We start from the raw sequence: 21572 nt of genomic DNA on the forward strand, positions 1-21572 counted from the left end.
GACTGATTCTAGTGGCCCGCTTTCCCGGCCCGGCCCCGTCGCTGTGCACCGACATCCGTGCATCCCGCTCTCGTCCGCCCGGCGCGCTTACCGGCCGGCAGGGCCCGGCTGCACCTTTTGGGGTACGACCTTTGACCAACGGCTTGACCACTGTTTGCATGACCTTGCTGGAACGCATTTCCACCATCGCCAGCAAGCACCCGAAGCGCATCACCGCCGCCATCGCCACCCTGCTGCTGACCGGCGGCGGCGGCGCGTTCGCAGTGGCCTCCCTGGCACCGGACGCGTCCGATCTGCCTGTCAGCACCGTGTCTTATGCAGTCGATTCGCTGGCCAGCGACACGCCGCTGACGACCCTGCTGGACATTCCCAGCTACTCGCTCTACCGCACCGACCAGACCCGCGGCGCCGACACGGCCGAGAGCATCCTGCAGCGCATGGGCGTGGCCGATCCGTCCGCCGCCGACTTTCTGCGCGGCGACAACCAGGTTCGCCAGAACCTGCTGGGCCGCGCTGGCCGCTCGGTCACCGTGGAAGCCACCGACGACCATCGCCTGGTGCGCCTGACGGCACGCTGGGCACCCGACGACAGCGGCAACTTCAAGCGCCTGGTGGTCGAGCGCAAGGACGGCGGCGCCTTCGTCTCGCGCATCGAGACCGCGCCCCTGTCCGTCGGCGCACGGCTGGCGGGCGGCATCATCCGCAGTTCGCTTTTCGCGGCAACCGACGCGGCCAACATTCCTGATGGCGTCGCCATCCAGCTGGCCGAGGTGTTCTCCAGCAACATCGACTTTCACCGCGCGCTGCGCAAGGAAGACCGCTTCTCGGTGGTCTACGAAACGCTGGAAGCCGACGGCGAACCGCTGCGCAGCGGCCGCGTGCTGAGCGCCGAGTTCCACAACAACGGCAAGACGCACGACGCCGTCTGGTTCCAGGAGCCTGGCGCCGCCAAAGGTGCCTACTACACGCTGAACGGCGAAAGCATGCGGCGCGCGTACCTCACGTCGCCCGTCGAGTTCTCGCGCATCTCCAGCGGCTTCCAGATGCGCTTTCACCCCATCCTGCAGAAGTGGCGCGCCCACCTGGGCACCGACTTCGCAGCCCCCACCGGCACCGCCGTGCGCACCGTGGGCGACGGCGTGGTCGAATTCGCCGGCGTGCAGAACGGCTATGGCAACGTGATCTACGTGAAGCACCGCAACCAGCACGTCACCGTGTACGCCCACCTGAGCCGCATCGACGTTCGCCAGGGCGCGTCAGTCGAACAGGGCCAGAAGATCGGTGCCGTGGGCGCCACCGGCTGGGCCACCGGCCCGCACCTGCACTTCGAATTCCGCGTGAACGGTCAGCACCAAGACCCGATGACCATCGCCCAGCAGAGCGAGGCCGCACAGCCCGTCTCCGCAGCCGGCCGCACGGCTTTCAACCGCCTGGCGTCGAACATGCGCGTGCAGCTGTCTTCCGCCGCACAGGTGCAACAAGCCAGCGCCCAGTAACCCATCGGCGGCGCTGGCGTTCATGCCGCCCGAGTTCTACATCGGCCTGATGTCTGGCACGTCGCTCGACGGCGTCGATGGCGTGCTGGCGCAGATTTCAGACTCGAAATGCATGGTAACGCAGCATGTATCGGCACCCTTCGCTCCTGAACTGAGAGCGGAGCTGCTGGCGCTCAACACCTCCGGCGCTGACGAATTGCACCGCGCTGCCCTGGCCGCAAACCAGTTGGCCCGCGCGTATGCCGGCGTCGTGCATGAGCTGCTGGGCTCGCTTCCGCCTTCAGCGCAGCCGAACGGCGCAAAGGTCAGAGCCATTGGCGCACACGGCCAGACCGTGCGCCACCGCCCGCTGGCTTTCGACGGCACCGGCTACACCCTGCAATTGAACAACCCCGCCCTGCTGGCCGAACTGACCGGCCTGACCGTGGTGGCCGACTTCCGCAGCCGCGATGTGGCCGCTGGCGGCCAGGGCGCACCGCTGGTGCCGGCTTTCCACCAAGGCGTCTTCGGCCAGCCCGGCCAGACGGTTGCCGTGCTGAACCTGGGCGGCATCTCCAACCTGAGCGTGCTGCATGCCGACGGCATGGCCCAGGGCTGGGACTGCGGGCCCGGCAACGCACTGATGGACTACTGGTGCCATCTACATACCGGCCAGCTGTACGACGCGGGTGGAGCGTGGGCTGCCAGCGGCCAGGTCATCGAGCCGCTGCTGCAGACCCTGCTGCGCGAGCCTTTCCTGGCCCAATTGCCCCCCAAGAGCACCGGGCGCGACCTGTTCAACCCGGCCTGGCTGCAGCAGCTGCTGGGTGAATTCAGCGCCGCAGACCCGGCCGCGGTGCAGGCCACGCTGACCGAGTTCACCGCCGCCAGCTGCGCGCAGGACGTGACGCGTCACGCGCCCGACTGCCGACTGCTGATCGTCTGCGGTGGTGGCGCCTTCAACGGCCAGCTGCTGCGGCGCCTGAAGGCGCGCCTGCCGGGTGTGAAGGTCGAATCGTCAGAAGCACACGGCTTGCCCCCCCTACAGGTCGAAGCCGCAGCCTTTGCATGGCTGGCCAGGCAGACGCTGCACGGCGCCACCGCCAGCCTGCCGGCTGTCACAGGGGCTCGCGGGCCACGGGTGCTGGGTGCCATCTACCCCGCCTGATCGCAAACGCGCACGCCAAAGAAAAAGCCGCTCGTTCGAGCGGCTTGCGTGGAAACCGGAAAACCCGAGTCAGGTCGAGAAGCTCGACCCACAACCACAGGTCGTGGTCGCGTTGGGGTTCTTGATGACGAACTGCGCGCCCTGCAGGTCTTCCTTGTAGTCGATCTCGGCGCCCAGCAGGTACTGGTAGCTCATGGCGTCGATCAACAGCGACACGCCATTCTTGGTCATGGTGGTGTCGTCATCGTTCGTGATTTCATCGAACGTGAAGCCATATTGAAAGCCCGAGCAGCCGCCGCCTTGCACGAACACGCGCAGTTTCAGGTCGGGGTTGCCCTCTTCGGCAATCAGATCCGCCACCTTGGCAGCAGCGCTGTCGGTGAACAGAATGGGGGTCGGCATTTCGGTCTGGATGTTTTCGGCAACTGCACTCATCGGGTACTCCTTCGGGAGGGTTTGCGGGCAATGGTACGGCAATCCCTCGTTGTCTTCAGTTCAAGATGCGTTTGACGCCAATTTGAGTGTGGGCTTTTCTTCCAGCAGTGCTGTGGCGGTGGGCGACATCTGGCCCGCAATCGTCGCGCCCTGGTGCATCTCCAGCGCTTTGTACTGTACGTTGCCAGTGATGCGCGCCTTGGGCTGCAGTTCCAGCAACTCGGCCGCACGCACGGGGCCCTCTACCGTGCCGTTCACGATTACATGCACGGCGTGCAGCGCGCCCTCTACCCGGCCCGATTCCGACACCACCAGAATGCTCGGCGTATCGGCCGCGGCCCGCACCTCGCCCACCACCTCGCCATCGATGCGCAAGCCGTCGGTGAACAGCACATTGCCTTCGATGCGCGTGCCCTGGGCGATCAGGCTTTTGATAGGGGGTTGTTTCTTGCGAGAAAACATGAGGCAGCTCCTGAAGCGATGCGCGCGCAGGCCACACCCGCGCGCCATATCGGCATTATTCGATGTCCACGCTGTGGACGGTACGCACGGCATTGCCTTCCAGCAAGCGGGCGGTGACGGTTTTTACCACGACGTTTTCCGGCAGGTCGAATACACCTTCCGCCCGGCGGTACTGCACGAATTGCAGCGGCTGGGCGACCGCCGGCTGCGCGCCGGTCCACGGCCGTCCGTCCTGCGTGCCCGACAGCAACAGCTCCAGCCGCCCCTTGAACTCCGGCGCGTTGCGCACCGGCTGAATCACCAGCACCTGCCAGCGCATCTGGCGCCCACCTTGCGGCTCCGCCTGCAGCGCACGAATGGACACCCCGTCAGTGCGCGCCGCCGGAATGAGCTTTTCGAAAAATCCGAGGTCATCGCGCAGCGACCGGTTGTCGATTTCCATCTGGCGCATCTGCGCCTGCACGCGCTCCAGCGCTGCGCGCTCGGCGGTCAGCAGGCTGCCCGCCGTGCTGGCCACTTCCTGCTGCTGGCGGGTTTCGGCACGCAGCCGGCTGACCTCATCGCGCAGCCGAACCAGTTCCTCTCGCGCACCCGACTCGAGCCCGGCAATGCTCTTGCCGAATTCGAAAGCCCAGAGCGCGAGCGCGGCGGAAAACCCCAGCAGCACGGCGGCCGCCAACCAGCGTACCGGCCACGGCAGCGCGCTGCGAATGGACACCCGGGGAGCGCTGATGGTCAAGCGGCGGCGCAGCAAGCGGAATCGCATGGTTCATATCTCCTCAGGAAGGGGCTTTGAGCCCGGAAACGAAAAAACCGCCCAAAAGGCGGTTTTCGCAGCACGCGCAAGGCGGAAAGACCGGCCCTTGCAGCATGGCAGCTGAAGCTTAACGCTTCGAGAACTGCTTGGCGCGGCGAGCAGAGCGCAGGCCGACCTTCTTACGTTCGACTTCACGCGCGTCGCGGGTCACGAAGCCGGCTTGGCTCAGTGCGGGCTTCAGCGTTGCGTCGTAATCGATCAGAGCGCGGGTGATGCCGTGACGGGCTGCACCAGCCTGGCCGGATTCACCGCCGCCGTGGACGTTGACCTGGATGTCGAAGGTTTCGACATGGTTGGTCAGCACCAGTGGCTGCTTGGCAATCATGATGGAGGTTTCGCGGCCGAAGTACTGCTGAATGTCTTTGCCATTCACAGTGATCTTGCCGGAACCCTTTTTCAGAAACACACGGGCGACGCTGGATTTGCGACGGCCGGTGCCATTGTTCCATTCACCAATCATTCAAGGCTCCTTAGATTTCCAGCGCTTTAGGCTGCTGAGCGGTGTGCGGATGTTCCGCGCCGCCGTACACCTTGAGCTTCTTGATCATGGCGTAACCGAGCGGGCCCTTGGGCAACATGCCCTTGACGGCCTTTTCCAGCGCGCGGCCGGGGTGCTTGGCTTGCATGTCGCGGAAGTTCGTGGCCGTGATACCGCCGGGATAACCCGAGTGACGGTAGTACACCTTGTCGAGCGACTTGGTGCCGGTGACCTTGAGTTGGGCTGCGTTGATGATGACGATGAAATCGCCAGTATCGACGTGAGGCGTGTAAATGGCCTTGTGTTTGCCGCGCAAACGGAGAGCAACTTCGCTGGCTACTCGTCCGAGGACCTTGTCGGTCGCGTCAATCACAAACCACTCGTGCACGACCTCAGCGGGCTTTGCGCTGAAAGTAGTAGTCATGAGTTTCTCTCTGAAAAGAGGGGTTTGGTCGGTCCTTTTCCACGGTCGGTGCTTCTCTGAAGGAAGCCTCTTAGGTGGGGATGAAACTCCGCCGCGGGACCTGTAAATCGCTGCGAAGCCCGCCATTATACAAAGCGGCCGGCCAAGGGCACAACCAGCCCCTGCAACGCGGCTCGCCGTCGCCACTTCAGGCGCGTTGAGCGTCAGTCCAGCAGGCTCAGCACGCGCTCGGGCGGCCGGCACAGCAAGGCGCCTTTGGGCGTCACCACGATGGGCCGGTTCAGCAGCGCCGGGTGCCGGGCGATGGCGTCGATGAGTTCGTCGTCGCCCACTTGCGGCTGGGCCAAGCCCAGCTCGGCATAGGCTGCTTCCTTCGTGCGCATCAGCTCGCGCACAGGCACGCCCAGGCGGGCGACCAGCGCCTGCAGCTGGCTGCGGTCGAGCGGCGTGGCGATGTAGTCGACGACGTGCGGCTCGATGCCGCGTTCCTGCAAAAGCGCCAGCGCGCCGCGCGAATTGCTGCAGCGGGCGTTGTGATAGATGGTGATGGAAGCGTCGGTCATGGCTCGGGAGTTTAAGCAGAGCGCAGCATCCATCAGCGGCTGGACGCGCGCAGCGTGCGGCTCAGCAGCATGACCGGCACCAGCCCCACGGCCACCAGCGCCAGCGACGGCAGCGCGGCTTCGCCCAGGCGTTCGTCGCGCGCCAGCTGATACGCGACGACGGCCAGGGTGTCGCTGTTGAAGGGGCGCAGCACCATGGTGGCGGGCAATTCCTTCATCACGTCGACGAACACCAGCAGCGCGGCAGCGGCGGTGGATCGCTTGAGCAGCGGCCAGTGCACGCGGGCCAGCAGGCCCGCGCCGCTGGCGCCCAGCATGCGCGCCGATTCATCCAGGCTGACCGGAATGCGCGCATAGCCGCTTTGCAGCGACTGCAGCGCCACGGCGCAAAAGCGCACCAGATACGCCCAGACGATACCCACGGCCGTGGCGGTGATCAGCGCGGGCAGCCCCCAGCTGGGCGCCACGCTCTGCAGCCAGCCCACGGGCAGCAGCAGCCCCACCACGATGACGGCGCCCGGCACGGCATAGCCCAGGCTGGCCAGCTGCACCACGCCGCGCGTCAGCGCATCGGGCCGGCGCCGCAGGGCGAACGCCAGCGCCATGGCAATCGCCACGGCCAGCGCGGCGGTGATGGCGCCCAGCCGCACGCTGTTGCCGGCCCATTCCACGAAGCGGTTCCAGGGCAGCACCGACCAGTCGGCCGCCAGCGGGCGCAGCATGAACGCGACGGGGGCGACGAAGCCGAGCAGCACCGGCGACAGGCACACGGCCCAGGCCCCCACGCAGCGCCAGCCGTTCAGCCGCTGCGGCTGTGCCTCGGCCGAGCCCGCGCGCCCGGCGCTGCCGGTGGCAAAGCGCATGCGGCGCTGCGCGCGCAGCTCCAGCTGCAACAGGATGACGACCAGCACCAGCAGGATGGTGGCCAGCTGCGCTGCGGCCAGCCGGTTGTCCATGGACAGCCACGCCTTGTAGATGCCGGTGGTGAAGGTCTGGATGCCGAAATAGCTGGCCACGCCAAAGTCAGCCAGCGTTTCCATCAGCACCAGCGCCACGCCGGCGGCCACGGCCGGGCGGGCCAGCGGCAGCGCCACGGTGCGAATGCGGCGGGACAGCGGCGCGCCGAGCAGCCGGGCCGCTTCCATCAGGTGCGCAGCGCGCTCGCCCAAGGCGGTGCGCGCCAGCAGATACACGTAGGGGTAGAGCGAGAAGATGAAGACCCACACCGCGCCGCCCAGGCTGCGCACTTCGGGCAGCAGCCGCCCTTCCAGCCCGTAGGTGGCGCGCAGCCACACCTGCAGCGGGCCGCTGAATTGCAGGAAGTCGGTGTACGCATAGGCGGTGACATAAGCCGGCATGGCCAGCGGCAGCAGCAGCAGCCACTCCATGGTGCGCCGCCCGCGAAAGTCGAACAGCGTGACGGCCGCTGCGGTGGCCGTGCCGACCACGGCCGCACCCAGCGCTACCGCCAAGCCCAGCCAGACGGTGGTGGCGAAGTAGCCGGGCAGCACCGTGGCCGCCATCTCGCGCAGGATGTCGCCGGCCGCAGCGTCGCCCTGGCCCCAAGGCAACCAGGACCCCAGCACCGCCAGCACGGGCAGCGTGAGCAGGGCGGCAAGTGCGATGAGCGGAAGGGAGCGCAGTGCGGAGCGGACGAATCGGAACAAGGAGCGGAGCCGGTAAGAGGAAGAACAACGCAAGCAAAAGCACCCAGGCCCGCAGCCGCGAAGGGTGACTGACCGGCGGTGCATGCGCCCGGCAGGCAAGGGCCTTGCGCCCGTGGCACTGCTACTGCGATGCAAATGCGAATTCTACGCATCTGCGCCTTGCAGCCTTCTAGAATCGCGCCCATGTTCCTTGAAGTCTCCCAACTGGAAGTGCGCTATGCCGGCCGCGCGCAAGCCGCCGTGCGCGGCGTGAGCCTGGGCCTCGCGGCGGGCGAGATCGGCGTGCTGATCGGCCCCTCGGGCTGCGGCAAGACCACGCTGCTGCGCTCAGTGGCCGGGCTGGAGCCGGTGACGGGCGGCGAGATCCGCCTGAGCGGCACGGTGGTGGGCGGCATGGGCCGCAGCGTGCCGCCCGAGCAAAGACGCATCGGCATGGTGTTTCAGGACTACGCCCTCTTCCCGCACCTGACCGTGGGCCGCAATGTGGCCTTCGGCATTCACAAGGCGCCGAAGGCCGAGCAGGCCGCGCGCGTGGCCGAGGTGCTGCGACTGGTCGGACTGGAAGGCAGCGCGGCGCGCTTTCCGCATGAGCTTTCCGGCGGGCAGCAGCAGCGCGTGGCACTGGCGCGCGCGCTGGCCCCGCGCCCGCAGCTGATGCTGCTGGACGAGCCGTTTTCCAACCTGGACGTGGACCTGCGCGAGCGCCTGGCGCACGAGGTGCGCGGCATTCTGAAAGCCGCCGGCGCTACCGCCCTCTTCGTCACCCACGACCAGCTGGAGGCCTTTGCCATCGGCGACCGCATCGGCGTGATGGAATCAGGCCAGCTGCACCAGTGGGATGACGCCTATGCGCTCTACCACCGGCCGGCGACGCGCTTCGTGGCGGATTTCATCGGCCACGGCGTGTTCGCGCCGGCCACGCTGCAACCGCAGCCCGGCGGCGGTGTGGTGGCCCGCACGCCACTGGGCGATCTGGCCGACCTGGATGAGGCCGCACTGCACGGCAACGGCGCGGTCATCAATGGCGAATGCGACGTGCTGCTGCGCGCCGACGACGTAGTGCACGACGACGACGCGCCGGTGCAGGCGCGCATCACCCGCAAGTCGTTTCGCGGCTCGGAGTTTTTGTACACCCTGCAACTGGCCAACGGCCTGACGGTGATGGCCCACGTGCCCAGCCATCACGACCATGCGGTGGGCGACTGGATCGGCATCCGCCCGCAGGTCAAGCACGTGGTGACGTTTCCGCGCGTCTGAAAATTTTTAAGCCAAATTGGCCTCTAGCGCTTATTCAACAAGCGCAAGCAGCTATCTATTCGATAGCAAGCCACCAAAAGCAGCCGAAAGGCTCAGGCGCGCCGCAGACCATCCACCGCGTCGCGCAGATCGTCCGCCCAGGTGCGGCGGTCGCGGCCTGCTGCCTGCTGCGGCGTGCCGTAGTGCACCACCGCCACCAAGCCCTCGGCGCAGAGCGTGCGCCATAGCGACCCGGTCAGCGTCTCGTCGCCCACATAGCTGGCGGCCTGGCTGTGGGCGCCGGTGGCGCGGTCGATGAAGCGCAGGCCCACCGGCAGAACAGGAGCGTCGGCGCTGATCGCCGCCTGCAGCAGATTGGCGTGGAAGGGCAGCAGCGCGATGCCGTTGCTGGTGGTGCCTTCAGGAAACACGGCCAGCACGTCGCCATCCAGCAGCGATTCGCGCATGGTGTGCACCACGCGCAGCGCGTCGCGGCGCGAGGCGCGCTCGATGTAGAGTGTGCCCGCCGCGGTCGCCAGCCGGCCCAGCAATGGCCAGTGCTTCACATCAGACTTGGACACGAACCGGCAGTGCCGCGCCGCATGCATCGCCAGAATGTCGAGCCAGGAGATGTGGTTGGCCACCAGCAGCACAGGCCCGTGCGCGGGCGGCGTGCCGCGCACCTGCAGCTCGACACCGATGCGCCGCAGCATCTCGCCGGCCCAGACCTGCACCCGCGCACTTTGCTGCGCGGCGGTCAGGCTGGGAAAGCGCAGCAGCACAGTCACCAGGCCCACCGCGATGTGGGTCGACAGGCGCAGCAGGCGCACGCTGGCGCGGACGTGGCGTCTCATGGGCTAGGTCCGAAAAAGCATCAAAGGCGGTGAAATCATCGGTCGCGGCAAACGAAGCTCAGTGCCGCTCAAAAGCGACCTGCCCGCCCACCAGCGTCCAGCGCACGCGGCCCGGCAGCTCGTACGACGAAAACGGTGTGTGCTGACCCTGGCTGCGCAGCGCGGCGGGCTCCACCGTCCAGGCCGCGGCCGCATCGACCACGCACAGGTCAGCCACGCCGCCTTCGACGATCTGGCCCACGCTGGCCTGCAGCGTGCCCAGGGCGCTGCCCAGCACACGGGCCGGCTCGGCGGTAACCACGCCCAATGCGCGCGACAGCGGCACCTTGGTGTCGTGCGACCACTTCAGCGCCACGCTCAGCAGCAGCTCCAGCCCGGTGGCGCCGGGCTCGGCCTCGGCAAAGGGCAGCACCTTGGCGTCTTCATCGACCGGGGTGTGGTCGGACACCAGCGCGTCGATGGTGCCGTCGGCCAGCGCGGCCATCAACGCATCGCGATCGCGCTGCTGGCGCAGCGGCGGCGACAGGCGCGCGCGGCTGTCGAAGAAGCCGATGTCGGCGTCGGTGAACATCAGCGAATTGATGCTCACGTCGCACGTCACCTTCAGCCCGGCGGCCTTGGCCTGGCGCACCAGCTCGACACCCGCCGCGCTGGACAGGCGGCACAGGTGCACGTGCGCGCCGGTGGTTTTCAGCAATTCGAAGATGGTGTGCAGCGCAATGGTTTCGGCCGCGACAGGAATGCCCGACAGCCCCAGCCGCGTGGCCAGCGGGCCGCTGGCTGCCACGCCCCGGCCCAGGTACAGCTCTTGCGGACGCAGCCACACGGTGTAGCCGTAGGTGGCGGCGTACTGCAGCGCGCGCTGCAGCACCTGCGTGCTTTGCAGGGCGACCTCGGCCTGGCTGAAACCCACGCAGCCGGATTCGGTCAGCTCGGCCATCTCGGTCAGCACTTCGCCAGCCAGGCCGCGCGTGAGCGCACCCAGCGGAAAGAGCCGCGCCTGGTGCAGCTTCTCGGCGCGGAACTTGAGCATTTCCACCAGGCCGGGCTCGTCGAGTACCGGGTCGGTGTCGGGCGGGCAGACCAGGCTGGTCACGCCCCCTGCCACCGCCGCCGCCATCTCGGATTCGAGCATGCCTTCGTGTTCGTAGCCGGGCTCGCGCAGGCGCGCCGCCAGGTCGACCAGGCCGGGCAGCACCAGGCAGCCGGTGGCGTCGATCACGCGATTGGGGGCGAACTCACGCGCCTCGCGGCCCAGAGCGATGACGCGGCCCGCAGCCACGGCCACATCGCCGACCTGGTCGAACCCGCTGGCCGGATCGATCACGCGGCCGTTCTGGATCAGTATCTTCATGGTTTTAAGCCTAATATGCCTCTAGCGCTTGATGGATAAGCGCAAACAGCTATCAATAACATAGCAAATCAGTCACGTTACGCCGACACTTGCCAGGCAATGAGCAAGGCATGCATTTTTGGCGCTGCCCAGGCCAGCAGACACCGTGGAACCGGCTTCGCCGGGCCACTGGTGGCGCCCCCTGGGGGGAAGGCGCGAAGCGACTCAAGGGGGTCAAGCCTCATTCCCCGCGACGATGGACATGACGGCCATGCGCACGGCGATGCCGAAGGTGACCTGCGGCAGGATCACGCTCTGCTGGCCGTCCACCACGGCGGAGTCGATCTCCACGCCGCGGTTGATGGGGCCGGGGTGCATGACGATGGCGTCGGGCTTGGCCAGGCGCAGCTTCTCGGGCGTGAGGCCGAAGCTCTTGAAGTATTCCTGGCTGGACGGCAGCAGCGCTCCGCTCATGCGCTCGTTCTGCAGGCGCAGCGTGATGATCACGTCGGCGTCCTTGATGCCTTCTTCCAGCGTGTGGCACACGCGCACGCCCATCTGCGCCATGTCGGATGGCACGAGCGTGCGCGGGCCCACCACGCGCACCTCGGGGCAGCCCAGCGTGGTCAGGCCGTGGATGTCCGAGCGCGCCACGCGCGAATGCAGCACGTCGCCCACGATGGCCACGGTGAGGTTGCTGAAGTCCTTCTTGTAGTGGCGGATGGTGTACATGTCGAGCAGCCCCTGCGTGGGGTGCGCATGCCGGCCGTCGCCCGCGTTGATCACGTGCACGTGCGGTGCCACATGCTGCGCGATCAGGTAGGGCGCGCCCGATTCGCTGTGCCGCACGACGAAGATGTCGGCCGCCATCGCGCTCAGGTTGGCGATGGTGTCTAGCAGCGATTCGCCCTTGCTGGCAGAGCTGCGCGCGATGTCCAGGTTGATCACGTCGGCCGACAGCCGCTTGGCCGCGATCTCGAACGTGGTGCGCGTGCGCGTGCTGTTCTCGAAGAACAGGTTGAACACGCTCTTGCCGCGCAGCAGGGGCACCTTTTTCACTTCGCGGTCGTTCACGCTGACGAAGTTGCCGGCCGTGTCGAGAATGTGGGTGAGGATGCTCTTGGGCAGGCCCTCGATGGAGAGCAGGTGGATCAGCTCGCCATTGGCATTGAGTTGGGGGTTGCGCTTGTAAAGCACGTCAGGCCTCTTGGGGTTTCACGTCATTCACATCGAAATGGAACGCGCCGCCATCCGTGCGGGCGAGCGCCAGCGACTGGGTAGCAGGCAGCGCAACGCGGGCAGCAGCGAATTCGGCCTGCACGGGCAACTCGCGCCCACCGCGGTCCACCAGCACGGCTAGGCGCACGCTGGCGGGGCGGCCGTAATCGAACAACTCGTTGAGCACGGCGCGGATGGTGCGGCCGGTGTAGAGCACGTCGTCGAGCAGCAGAATGTCGGCGCCGTTCACGTCGAAAGGCAGCGTGGTCTGCGCGCTGTTGGCCAGGCCGCGCTGCGAGAAATCGTCACGGTGCATGGCAGACGACAGCACGCCGGCTTCGCCCGGCAGCCCCAGGTCCTTCTGCAGCCGCTCGGCCAGCCAGGCACCGCCCGAGGCGATGCCCGCCAGATGCGTCTGGCCGGTGCGCAGCGAACGCACGCCGCGCAGCAGTTCGCCATACAGCGCTTCGGCGTCGAGCGCGAGCGTGCCCGCGGCGCGGGCAGGGTTCAGGGGTTGGGCACTCATGGAAGATTCCTCAAAAACTGCTCCAGGATGATGCAGGCCGACGCGGCGTCTGCATCGCGCGCGCCGGTGGCATGCGCTTCGGTGGTGCTGTAGCGCTCGTCCACCTCGAACACCTGCAGGTTGAAGCGCCCGCGCATCTGGCGTGCGAACTTCAGCGCGCGCGCGGTGTTCTCGTGGCTGGCGCCATCGGGGTGATAAGGCACGCCGATCACCAGCGCATCGGGCTGCCATTCGCGAATGCGCTCGGCCACCTGGGCGAAGCGGGCGTCGCCTTCGGCGCGGATGGTGGCCTGCGGTGTAGCGGTGCGCAGCATGCGGTTGCCCACCGCTACGCCGGTGCGCTTGAGCCCCAGGTCGAACGCCAGAAAGGATTGGAAATGCGCAGGGACTACGGCGGGAACGACGGGAGCGGCGGCAGGAGCAGGCGTGCCGCTCATGCGCGCCCGGCCTCGGGCGACAGCGTCCACGACTGCAGCCCCAGCAAGCCCAAAGCACGGTCGTAGCGCTGGCCCACGGGCGTGTCGAAGATGACGGACAGGTCGGCCCCCACGGTCAGCCAGCTGTTCTCGGCCACCTCGGATTCGAGCTGGCCCTGCCCCCAGGACGAATAACCCAGCGTGACCAGCACGCGGCGCGGGCCGGCGCCGGTGGCCATGGCTTCGAGCACGTCCTTGGAGGTCGTCATTTCCAGGCCGCCAGGAATGGTCATGGTCGAGGCGTAGATCGACTCGTCCGGATCGATCGGCGCGCCAGTGTCGGCCGATGCGGCCACCATGGCCTCGTGCAGCACGAAGCCGCGCTCGGTCTGCACCGGACCGCCCTGGAATACCGGCTCCAGCGTGAGGTCTGCTCGCCCGAGGGACAGGTCGACCTTGTCGAACAGGCCGCTCAGGCTGATGTCGGAAGGCTTGTTGATGATGAGGCCCAGGGCCCCGCGTTCACTGTGTTCGCACACGTAGACCACGCTGCGCGAGAAGGACGCGTCTTCCAGGCCAGGCATGGCGATCAGGAAATGGTGCGTCAGGTTCATGGGCGCAGAATCGACAGGCATTCCGCAATTTTAACGGTGAACATGGACTCCACTTTTTCTTCCGGACTGGTCTGGTTCCGGCGCGACCTGCGATCGGACGACCATGCGGCGCTTTACCACGCACTGCGCCAATGCCAGCAGGTGCACTGCGTCTTCATTTTCGACCGCGAGATTCTGGACGCGCTGCCGCGCGCCGACCTGCGGGTGGAGTTCATCCGCGAATCGCTGGTGGAGCTGGACGAGTCGCTGCGTGCGCTGTCGGGCGATGCGCACGGCGGGCTGATCGTGCGCCACGCCCTGGCTCGCGACGAGGTGCCCGCGCTGGCCCGCACCTTGGGCGTGCAGGCCGTGTTCACCAACCACGACGACGAGCCCCTGGCGCTGGAGCGCGACCACCACGTGCGCGCCGTGCTGCTGGCGCTGGGCATTCGCCTGCTGACATACAAGGACCATTCGGTGTTCGAGCGCGCCGAGGTGCTGACCCAGTCCGGCACGCCATACACGGTGTTCACGCCGTACAAGAACGCCTGGCTGCGCAAGGTGGACGATTTCTATCTGAGCGCCTACCCGGTGGAGCGCCACGCCCGCCGGCTGACACCACGCCCGGATGGCATGCGCGGCCCGGTGTCGTCCCTGAAGACACTGGGCTTCGAGCCGACCGCGTTGTCGCAGCTGCGCATGCCCACGGGCATGCAAGGCGCCCAGCAGTTGCTGCACGACTTTCTCGAACGCATCGACGCCTACGACGATGCGCGCAACTTCCCTGCCGTGAAAGGCCCCAGCTACCTCAGCGTGCATCTGCGCTTCGGAACGCTGTCGATCCGGCAGGCAGCGCGACTGGCCCATGAGCGCAGTGCTAAGGGCAGCGCAGGAGCGGCGACCTGGCTGAGCGAGCTGATCTGGCGCGACTTCTACTTTCAGATCCTGGCCCATCACCCGCACGTGGTGGGCGCCAGCTTCAAGCCGGCCTACGACGCCATTCAGTGGGAAAGCGGTGCCCAGGCCGACGCGCTGTTTGCTGCCTGGTGCGAAGGCCGCACCGGCTACCCGCTGGTGGATGCGGCCATGGCGCAGATCAACCAGACGGGCTACATGCACAACCGGCTGCGGATGGTGGTGGCCAGCTTTCTGATGAAGGATTTGGGGCTGGACTGGCGCTGGGGCGAGCGCTATTTCGCCGAGAAGCTCAACGACTTCGACCTGTCGGCCAACAACGGCGGCTGGCAATGGGCCAGCTCCAGCGGCTGCGACGCCCAGCCGTACTTTCGCATCTTCAACCCGATCAGCCAGAGCAAGAAGTTCGACCCCGAGGGCCGTTTCATCCGCCGCTATCTGCCGCAGCTGGCTCAATTGCCCGATGCGGCGCTGCATGCGCCCTGGCTGGCGAAACCGCTGGAGCTGCAAGCGGCCGGCGTAGTGCTGGGCAAGGACTACCCGGAGCCGCTGGTGGACCACGATGCAGCCCGGCAGCGCACGCTGGAGCGCTACGCGGTAGTCAAGGCAGGGTGATCGGCCCCCGCCGAAGCATGACGAACCGCTGAAATGACAAGGGCCGCAAACAGCGGCCCTTGTCTTTGGTTCATCGAGCCGTTCAGGCCTCCAGTGCCTGAGCCGCCTTCTGCGCGTAGTGCTTCACCAGGCTCAGCAGTTCCTCGTCGGAATACGGCTTGCCCAGGTAATGGTTCACGCCGAGTTCCATGGCGTGGTCGCGGTGCTTCTGGGCAATGCGCGAGGTGATCATGATGATCGGCAAGTCACGCAACACGGCGTCGCCGCGGATGTTGCGTGCCAGATCGAAGCCGTCCATGCGGGGCATTTCGATGTCCGACAGCACCAGCGTCGGGCGCTCGTCCTGCAGCCGCTCCAGCGCCTGCAGGCCGTCGGCCGCCAGCGCCACGCGGTAGCCTTCACGTTGCAGCAGGCGCTGCGTCACCCGGCGCACGGTGATGGAATCGTCCACCACCAGCACCAGCGGCACGCTGTTCGGCTCCGACTGCAGTGCAGTAGCAACGCCGGCAGAGCCCTTGCCGCTGCGCGCACCAGCTGCGGATGCGGCCTGGGCCGCGGCACGCACCTGCTCGCCATACACGGTGGACAGCGCCACCGGGTTGTAGATGAGCACGACGGCCCCCGAAGCGAGCACCGACATGCCGGCCAGGCCAGGCAATCTTGAAAGCTGAGGGCCGAGGTTCTTAACCACGACTTCCTGGTTGCCCAGCACTTCGTCCACGTGCAGTGCAATGCGCTGCGACGCACTGCGCAGCACCACCACGGGCCGCGTGCGGCCAGCGGGCTCATTACTGCGCGCGGAAGATTGCAGCAACGCCCCCGACCAGAAGAAGGGCACGCTTTCCACACCATCTTCGAACTGGCCGGTGCGGTAGCACTCGTCGAGCTCGGCGGCAGTGGCGCGGCGCACGATTTCCACCAGGTTGGCCGGTACGCCGATCGACTGGTGGCCGGCGCGCAGCATCACCACCTGGGTGACGGCGGTCGTCAGCGGCAGCACCATGCGGAACGAGGTACCTTGCCCGGGCTGCGAACCCGTTTCGATGCGGCCACCCAGAGCCTGCACTTCAGAGCGCACCACGTCCATGCCGATGCCCCGGCCAGACAGCTCAGTCACTTCACTGGCGGTCGAAAAGCCCGGCAGGAAAATCAGGTGGGCCGCATCGTCCGCACTGATGTCCGCATCTTCAGTCACCAGTCCCTGCGCCACGGCGCGGGCACGGATGCGGTCGAGATTCAAACCCGCTCCGTCGTCCCGGAAATCCACGGAGACGTCGTTGCCCTCCTGGCGCAGCGCCACGGTAATGGTGCCCACGGCAGGCTTGCCCGCAGCGGCTCGCTCTTCGGGGTTTTCGATTCCGTGCGCCACGCAGTTGCGCAGCAAGTGCTCGAAGGCCGGCGTCATCCGGTCGAGCACCCCCCGGTCCATCTCGATGGAGCCGCCGGAGATGTCGAGCTTGATTTGCTTGCCCGTTTCCTTCGACGTCTGGCGCACCACGGCGTAGAGGCGCTCGGCGATGCCCTCGAACTCCACCATGCGGGTACGCAACAGGTCGCGTTGTAGTTCGCGGGCCTGACGACCCTGGGCGATCAAATCGTCTTCGGCCGATTCCACAGTGCGCTGCAGGTTGCGCTGCACGGTGGCCACATCGTTGACCGACTCGGCCATCATGCGGGTGAGCTCCTGCACGCGCGTGAAGCGGTCGAATTCGAGCGGGTCGAAGCCGGCACCGCTGTCCTTGGACAGCGCCAGGCGCGACTGCATCTGCGATTCGGCCTGCACCTCGATGTCGCGCAACTGCTGGCGCAGGCGATCAAGGTTGCCGGACAGCTCGCCCAGCGAGGTACGCATCTGGCCGACACGCACGTCCAGCCGGGACCGCGCGATCATCACTTCACCCGCTTGATTCACCAGGCGGTCCAGCAACTGTGCACGTACCCGCACCGAATGACCCGCCGCCGGCGATCGTGCCGCGAGCGGCCCGGTGGACAAGGGAACACGACGCACAGGCTGCACAGGAGCCAACGACGCACTGGCGGCTTCCAGCGCCTCTGCCGCAGGCGCCATCGTGCCCGGCACTACCGCCACGGGCTCGGTCAACGGCTGCGCGCCAATCGCCCGCAACGCGCCGAAACTGGCCTGCAGGCCATCCAGGTGGGCCAGCAGCGGCTCGATGTCCTCGCTGCGGGGCACTTCTTCGGTATCAATCTGCTCGACCGCGGATTCCATGCGGTGCGCCATTTCACCGAGCCGCATGGCGCCTGCCAAGCGCGAGCTGCCTTTGAGCGTGTGCAAGGCCCGCAGCAACTCGCTTCGAGCACCCATGTTGTCGGGCCGCGCAACCCACTGCCGCAATGCTCCGCCCAGGCTTGGCAGGAGTTCGATCGCCTCTTCTTCGAAGATGGGGAACAGATCGGGGTCGATGACGTCGAGCGCATCGATGTCGTCGTCGATGTCGGCACCCAACGCCACGGCACGTGCGATGGCGTCGTCCACCCGTTGGTCGTGGTCGACCTCCACCGGCACAGACAGCGCCGGCGCCACGTAGCCGGGCACCACCTCAGGTGCGGCATCGAAATCGAAGTCGTCGCTGAGCGCAGGAGGTAGCGACGCGGGCAAATCAGACAGCGGCAGGAAATCCGTTGCGTCGGAAGCCTCCGAAAAATCGGTTCTTTCGTGCAGATCTTCGCCCACACTCTCGCCCAGTGGCGCACTCCCGGTTTCTACCTCGGTCTGCAGAATGGCACGCAACTGCTCGAGCACCTGCGCATTGGGTTCTTTCAGGAACCCTGCGGCGAACTGGTGCAGCAAGCGGCGAATATCCTCTGCCGCGGCATTGAACACGGCAGCTTGCGCAGCGACGCCGCGCGGCTGCAGCTGGACATGTTGCAGCGCATGTTCCAGCGTGCGAGCCATCTCGGACAGCGCGGCGAACCCGACGGTGGCAGAGCTTCCGGCCAGCGAGTGCGCGAGGGCAACTGCCGTATCGGGCAGCGGCTCATGCAGTTCCAGCGCCCACTCTTGCAGCGTGGTGGCCAGGCGGCGCGACCATTCGTCAGCCTCGTTCAGATACACGTTGTAGAGCGGAATGCCGATGCGCAACGTGTCGATGACCTTCACGGCCTCATCGGTAGTCGCTGGCACTGAAAGCTCTGCGGCATCTGCAGGCTCATCGCCCTGGACAGGGGCAAGCGACTCGGGTTGTGCGCCTTCTGCGTCTACGACTGAGACCTCGTCCCGGTCCGCATAAATCTCCCGCTCCACCTGCGGCTTCTCGGGGTCGGCCGACAAAAGCAGATCGTCAGCACCTGGCTCTTGAGTCGGCTCAGTGTCCTCGGAAGGTGGCTCCACAACTTGCAGAGCTTCGTCCTCGGGAGCATTCAACGTGACGTCGGCAAGTTCATTGGGCAACACCGGGGCCGTGGTCTCAGCGCTGGAATCGGCAGCTTCTTGCTCCTCCACAGCGTTGAGCTCAGCCTCAGGGATCTCGGTGGTTTCGAGCGAGAGGAAATCGACGGAGGTTGCGGCCGCGTCCTTGTCGGCCGCTGCCGCATCGGCATCTTCCAGCGCTTGCGTGAAAGCTGCGAAGTCGATGTCTTCCGCAATGTCCTGCACAGGCAATGGGACGGCACCTTCGGCATCGAGCGGCACCGGCCAGTCGGCCTCGTAATCGGACAAGGTCGTGTCCGCAAAATCAGGATGCGGTGCGGCTTCTTGCGCGTCGTGGGACGTGTGCGGGACATCTTCCACCAGCAACTGAGAATCTTCTGCAGCGATATCGGCAGCAGGAGCGGCCTGTGCTGCGTCCGCCAAGGCCTGGGCGCCGGGCACCTGCAATGGGCCGGTCCATTCGCCAGCGCGGGCCGTATCGGCGGCGTCGCGAAACGGCTGCGGATGCCAGGCGCTGTCGTCGCCTTCAGCGATGGCGTCGGCCCAGCGGCCAAAGGCCTGCAGCGACTGCTCGGATAGATCCAGCAGTGCGGGTGGCATGGGCTTTTGCTCAGCGAGCCACGCGTTCAAGGCCTGCTCCATGGACCAAGCAGCATCGCCAAACGGGTTCAGTCCCACCATGCGCGAGCTGCCCTTGAGCGTGTGGAATGCGCGCCGCAGCGTGGTCTGCTCGCTCAAATCACCCGGCTCGGCACGCAGTGCCTGTACTGCAGCCAGGCCATTGGCGACCACTTCGCGCGCCTCTTCCAGGAAGATATCGAGCAGTTCCTGATCTTCTTCGTCGGCGGCGGGCAGCGGTGCAGCGGCAGGAACGGGCACCGGCTCGAAGGGCACGGCAGCGGCCAGCGATTCGACGGGGTGCTGCTCTTGCGGTGTCAGCAACTCATCCAGGTCGAAAGAGAATTCGACATCGGCCTCGGCAACGGGCGCAGCTTTCGGGGGAGTAGCGGACTCAAGCTCGAATAGAGTGCTGTGCGCCGATGCAGGCACGGGCTCGGAGACCGCATCAACGGCGCTCTCCACATGCGGCGCGGCAGGCGCCGGCGCGGTGGGAGCTGCCAGCGCCACGGGTTCAGCAGCGGCAGGTGCGGCATCGTGGTCGTGGGCGTCTTCCGTATCAGTGGCACGGGCTCGTGCGCGGCCCATCAGCAGGCGCAATTCGCCCAACTCTTCGTCGTAAACGAACAGCTTGCGCGCCATGGTGCGCTGATAGCTCAGCATGTCGATCAAGAAACCGAGGGCGCCCAGGCTGTTGCCCAGCTTTTCAAACACCGTCTGGCGTTCGGCATCGGCGATCTCATTGGTGAGCAGGCGCTCCACCGTATCGCGCATGCGCACGACGGCCAGCGATGCCTGGTCCAGCCCAAGCACCGACAGCACCCCACGCATCTGCGCCAGCCGGTCAGGAACGGGCGTAAGCACGGTCAGATCGGCCGGATTGCGGAAGAACTGGTCCATGGCCTTTTCGGCTTCGGCCAGCGTGGCGCGCAACTCGCCCACCACGCTGCCCATGGTCTGGTGATCGCTGACGCGGCGGTACAGCTCTTCCATCCAATGCTCGAGCGGCTCGGGCTCGCCACCTGCCGCAACGCGATCAAGCCGCTCCGCCAGGCGCGCAGCGCGCTCAGCCATGTAGTCCTGCGCAGTGTCCAACTCTTCGAAAGCGGCCTGCAGGTACAGCACCGAAGTGGCGACTTCCATGGCCAGGGCCGGCGACGGCGGCTCACCCGATCGGGCGGTGGCTTCGACAACACGGGTCAACGCACTAGCCAGAACATCGCTGCCAGGGTGCAGCTTGCCCAGCGAATCGCACACCAGGCTGAACTGGTCTGCGGAGGGCTTGAGCTTGTTGCGGTCGCCACCGGCCAGGGCGGACCAGGTTTCCGCGGCAGCCGCGATGCGCCGGCGCGCCTGTGCCAGCACCGCCGGGTCATACAGGCCGAAACGCGGGGTTTCATAGTCCACCGGTTTGAACCGGCTCAGACCGAAAGCCTGCCGCACCGCATGCAGCGCTGGTGCAGTCGTGGCTTCGTCGGTTTCAGGCGTGCGCGCCTGCGAACAGAAGAAAAGCAGATCCTGCACCAGCCGGTCGGCAATGGCCGTATCGCCTTTTGCCAGGGTCGCGTACTGCATCAGCACGCGTGACGCCACGCGCTTGACATAGACATCGGACGTCAGCAGCCCGTGAGAGAACGCATCGAAAAAGCCGGCGCAGATCTTCCAGAACGCGCGTGACTGGCGATCGGGTTGGGATGCAACGAAGCCCAGGCAGGCATCGCGCAACTGGCCGGCAGCCGTCTTGTCGCCCAACTTGACGATGCGCAGCACGGCGCTGTCGAGCCGCGCACGGGCTTCGGGACCGTAGGGCAGCGCAGGCGCAGACACTTCCAGATCGGGTTCGCGAAAACGGCGCTCCACGGGCCACAAATCCGCCGGATGCACTCGCTCGGCACCGGTCAGCGCCTGCACCTCGCGGTATTGCGGAAACAGGGCCACTGGCGACGTGGTCTTGCCCGCCAGTACGTTGTCCAGATATTCGACGAGGGCAAAGCTGGCGCGCTCCAGTACCGAAACCGCGTCATCGCCGCAATGTTCTGGACGCTGCACAAACTTCTGTACAGCCGCTTCCATGGATCGGAGCACCAGCGCCGGGGGCGCCATTCCCACCATTTCCAGCGCACCACTGGCTTGGTGCAACTGCTGGCGGGCAATGCGCAGGGCGCCCGCATCCAGCGAAGCCAGGTCAGACTCGCGAGCCAAATCGGCCTCGCGCACAAACCGGCGCAGCGACTTGACGGCACCATCAAGCGACTTGCGCAACTCATCGAGCACCCACGCGAGCGGTCCCAGGTCCTGCTCTGCCTGCGGCCAGTCGGCGGCTGGTGCGTTTGCGGCGTCCAAAGATGGCATGAATTCGTCCCCGGCT

At 66.6% G+C, this 21572-nt stretch carries 18 protein-coding genes; 4 read left to right on the forward strand and 14 right to left on the reverse strand.

Going from position 1 to position 21572, the window contains the following annotated elements; all coding sequences use genetic code 11:
- Positions 1 to 131: 131 nt before the first annotated feature.
- Together RQI28_RS07335 and RQI28_RS07340 are read left to right on the forward strand one after the other, a co-directional pair.
- Positions 132 to 1496 carry a peptidoglycan DD-metalloendopeptidase family protein gene (locus RQI28_RS07335; RefSeq protein WP_311221951.1) on the forward strand — a complete coding sequence of 455 codons (1365 nt, stop codon included), beginning with the start codon at positions 132 to 134 and terminating at the stop codon, positions 1494 to 1496.
- Between the two features lie 22 nt (positions 1497 to 1518).
- Positions 1519 to 2643 carry an anhydro-N-acetylmuramic acid kinase gene (locus tag RQI28_RS07340; protein ID WP_311221952.1) on the forward strand — a complete coding sequence of 375 codons (1125 nt, stop codon included), beginning with the start codon at positions 1519 to 1521 and terminating at the stop codon, positions 2641 to 2643.
- Between the two features lie 69 nt (positions 2644 to 2712).
- On the opposite strand, the gene erpA is transcribed toward RQI28_RS07340, so the two are convergent.
- The 7 genes from erpA to RQI28_RS07375 form a co-directional block, all read right to left on the reverse strand.
- Positions 2713 to 3078 (reverse strand): iron-sulfur cluster insertion protein ErpA, encoded by a 366-nt coding sequence (gene erpA, locus RQI28_RS07345; protein ID WP_311221953.1) that lies wholly within the window; start codon positions 3076 to 3078, stop codon positions 2713 to 2715.
- A 60-nt stretch (positions 3079 to 3138) separates the two neighbouring features.
- On the reverse strand, positions 3139 to 3540 hold the full coding sequence (locus tag RQI28_RS07350; protein ID WP_311221954.1) for a polymer-forming cytoskeletal protein: 402 nt from the start codon (positions 3538 to 3540) through the stop codon (positions 3139 to 3141).
- Positions 3541 to 3595: 55 nt separating this feature from the next.
- Positions 3596 to 4306, reverse strand: coding sequence for a DUF6776 family protein (locus tag RQI28_RS07355; protein ID WP_311221955.1), 711 nt, complete (start codon positions 4304 to 4306; stop codon positions 3596 to 3598).
- Positions 4307 to 4424: 118 nt separating this feature from the next.
- Positions 4425 to 4817: a 30S ribosomal protein S9 gene (gene rpsI / locus RQI28_RS07360; RefSeq protein ID WP_311221956.1), complete on the reverse strand. Its 393-nt coding sequence runs from the start codon at positions 4815 to 4817 to the stop codon at positions 4425 to 4427.
- A 10-nt stretch (positions 4818 to 4827) separates the two neighbouring features.
- Positions 4828 to 5259 (reverse strand): 50S ribosomal protein L13, encoded by a 432-nt coding sequence (rplM, locus tag RQI28_RS07365; RefSeq protein ID WP_056414298.1) that lies wholly within the window; start codon positions 5257 to 5259, stop codon positions 4828 to 4830.
- 203 nt (positions 5260 to 5462) lie between these two features.
- Complete coding sequence (gene arsC, locus RQI28_RS07370; RefSeq protein ID WP_311221957.1) at positions 5463 to 5822, reverse strand: arsenate reductase (glutaredoxin); 360 nt, start codon at positions 5820 to 5822, stop codon at positions 5463 to 5465.
- A gap of 32 nt (positions 5823 to 5854) precedes the next feature.
- Complete coding sequence (locus RQI28_RS07375; RefSeq protein ID WP_311221958.1) at positions 5855 to 7489, reverse strand: iron ABC transporter permease; 1635 nt, start codon at positions 7487 to 7489, stop codon at positions 5855 to 5857.
- Positions 7490 to 7672: 183 nt separating this feature from the next.
- Between RQI28_RS07375 and RQI28_RS07380 the strand changes: the two genes are divergently transcribed.
- The gene (locus tag RQI28_RS07380) at positions 7673 to 8746 is read left to right on the forward strand and encodes an ABC transporter ATP-binding protein (protein WP_311221959.1); all 1074 of its coding nucleotides are present in this window, start codon (positions 7673 to 7675) and stop codon (positions 8744 to 8746) included.
- 92 nt (positions 8747 to 8838) lie between these two features.
- Here RQI28_RS07380 and RQI28_RS07385 read toward each other — a convergent pair whose 3' ends face one another.
- The 6 genes from RQI28_RS07385 to RQI28_RS07410 form a co-directional block, all read right to left on the reverse strand.
- Positions 8839 to 9579, reverse strand: coding sequence for a lysophospholipid acyltransferase family protein (locus tag RQI28_RS07385; RefSeq protein WP_311221960.1), 741 nt, complete (start codon positions 9577 to 9579; stop codon positions 8839 to 8841).
- Positions 9580 to 9637: 58 nt separating this feature from the next.
- Positions 9638 to 10933: a dihydroorotase gene (locus RQI28_RS07390; protein ID WP_311221961.1), complete on the reverse strand. Its 1296-nt coding sequence runs from the start codon at positions 10931 to 10933 to the stop codon at positions 9638 to 9640.
- A 213-nt stretch (positions 10934 to 11146) separates the two neighbouring features.
- The gene (locus tag RQI28_RS07395; protein ID WP_311221962.1) at positions 11147 to 12109 is read right to left on the reverse strand and encodes an aspartate carbamoyltransferase catalytic subunit; all 963 of its coding nucleotides are present in this window, start codon (positions 12107 to 12109) and stop codon (positions 11147 to 11149) included.
- Position 12110: 1 nt separating this feature from the next.
- Positions 12111 to 12656 carry a bifunctional pyr operon transcriptional regulator/uracil phosphoribosyltransferase PyrR gene (pyrR, locus tag RQI28_RS07400; protein ID WP_311221963.1) on the reverse strand — a complete coding sequence of 182 codons (546 nt, stop codon included), beginning with the start codon at positions 12654 to 12656 and terminating at the stop codon, positions 12111 to 12113.
- Positions 12653 to 13093, reverse strand: coding sequence for a Holliday junction resolvase RuvX (gene ruvX / locus RQI28_RS07405; protein ID WP_311221964.1), 441 nt, complete (start codon positions 13091 to 13093; stop codon positions 12653 to 12655). The genes pyrR and ruvX overlap by 4 nt, the downstream gene beginning before the upstream one ends.
- On the reverse strand, positions 13090 to 13707 hold the full coding sequence (locus RQI28_RS07410) for a YqgE/AlgH family protein (RefSeq protein WP_311221965.1): 618 nt from the start codon (positions 13705 to 13707) through the stop codon (positions 13090 to 13092). Before RQI28_RS07410 ends, ruvX begins: the two co-directional genes overlap by 4 nt.
- 21 nt (positions 13708 to 13728) lie before the next feature.
- Here RQI28_RS07410 and RQI28_RS07415 point away from each other — a divergent pair, with 21 nt between their 5' ends.
- Entirely contained in the window at positions 13729 to 15195 is a 1467-nt protein-coding gene (locus RQI28_RS07415; protein WP_311221966.1) for a deoxyribodipyrimidine photo-lyase, read from the forward strand.
- A gap of 82 nt (positions 15196 to 15277) precedes the next feature.
- Here RQI28_RS07415 and RQI28_RS07420 read toward each other — a convergent pair whose 3' ends face one another.
- Positions 15278 to 21556 (reverse strand): Hpt domain-containing protein, encoded by a 6279-nt coding sequence (locus RQI28_RS07420; RefSeq protein WP_311221967.1) that lies wholly within the window; start codon positions 21554 to 21556, stop codon positions 15278 to 15280.
- Positions 21557 to 21572: the final 16 nt, after the last annotated feature.

This window comes from Acidovorax sp. WCS2018Noco2-16 (genome assembly GCF_031843945.1).
Classification (GTDB): Bacteria; Pseudomonadota; Gammaproteobacteria; order Burkholderiales; family Burkholderiaceae_C; genus Paracidovorax.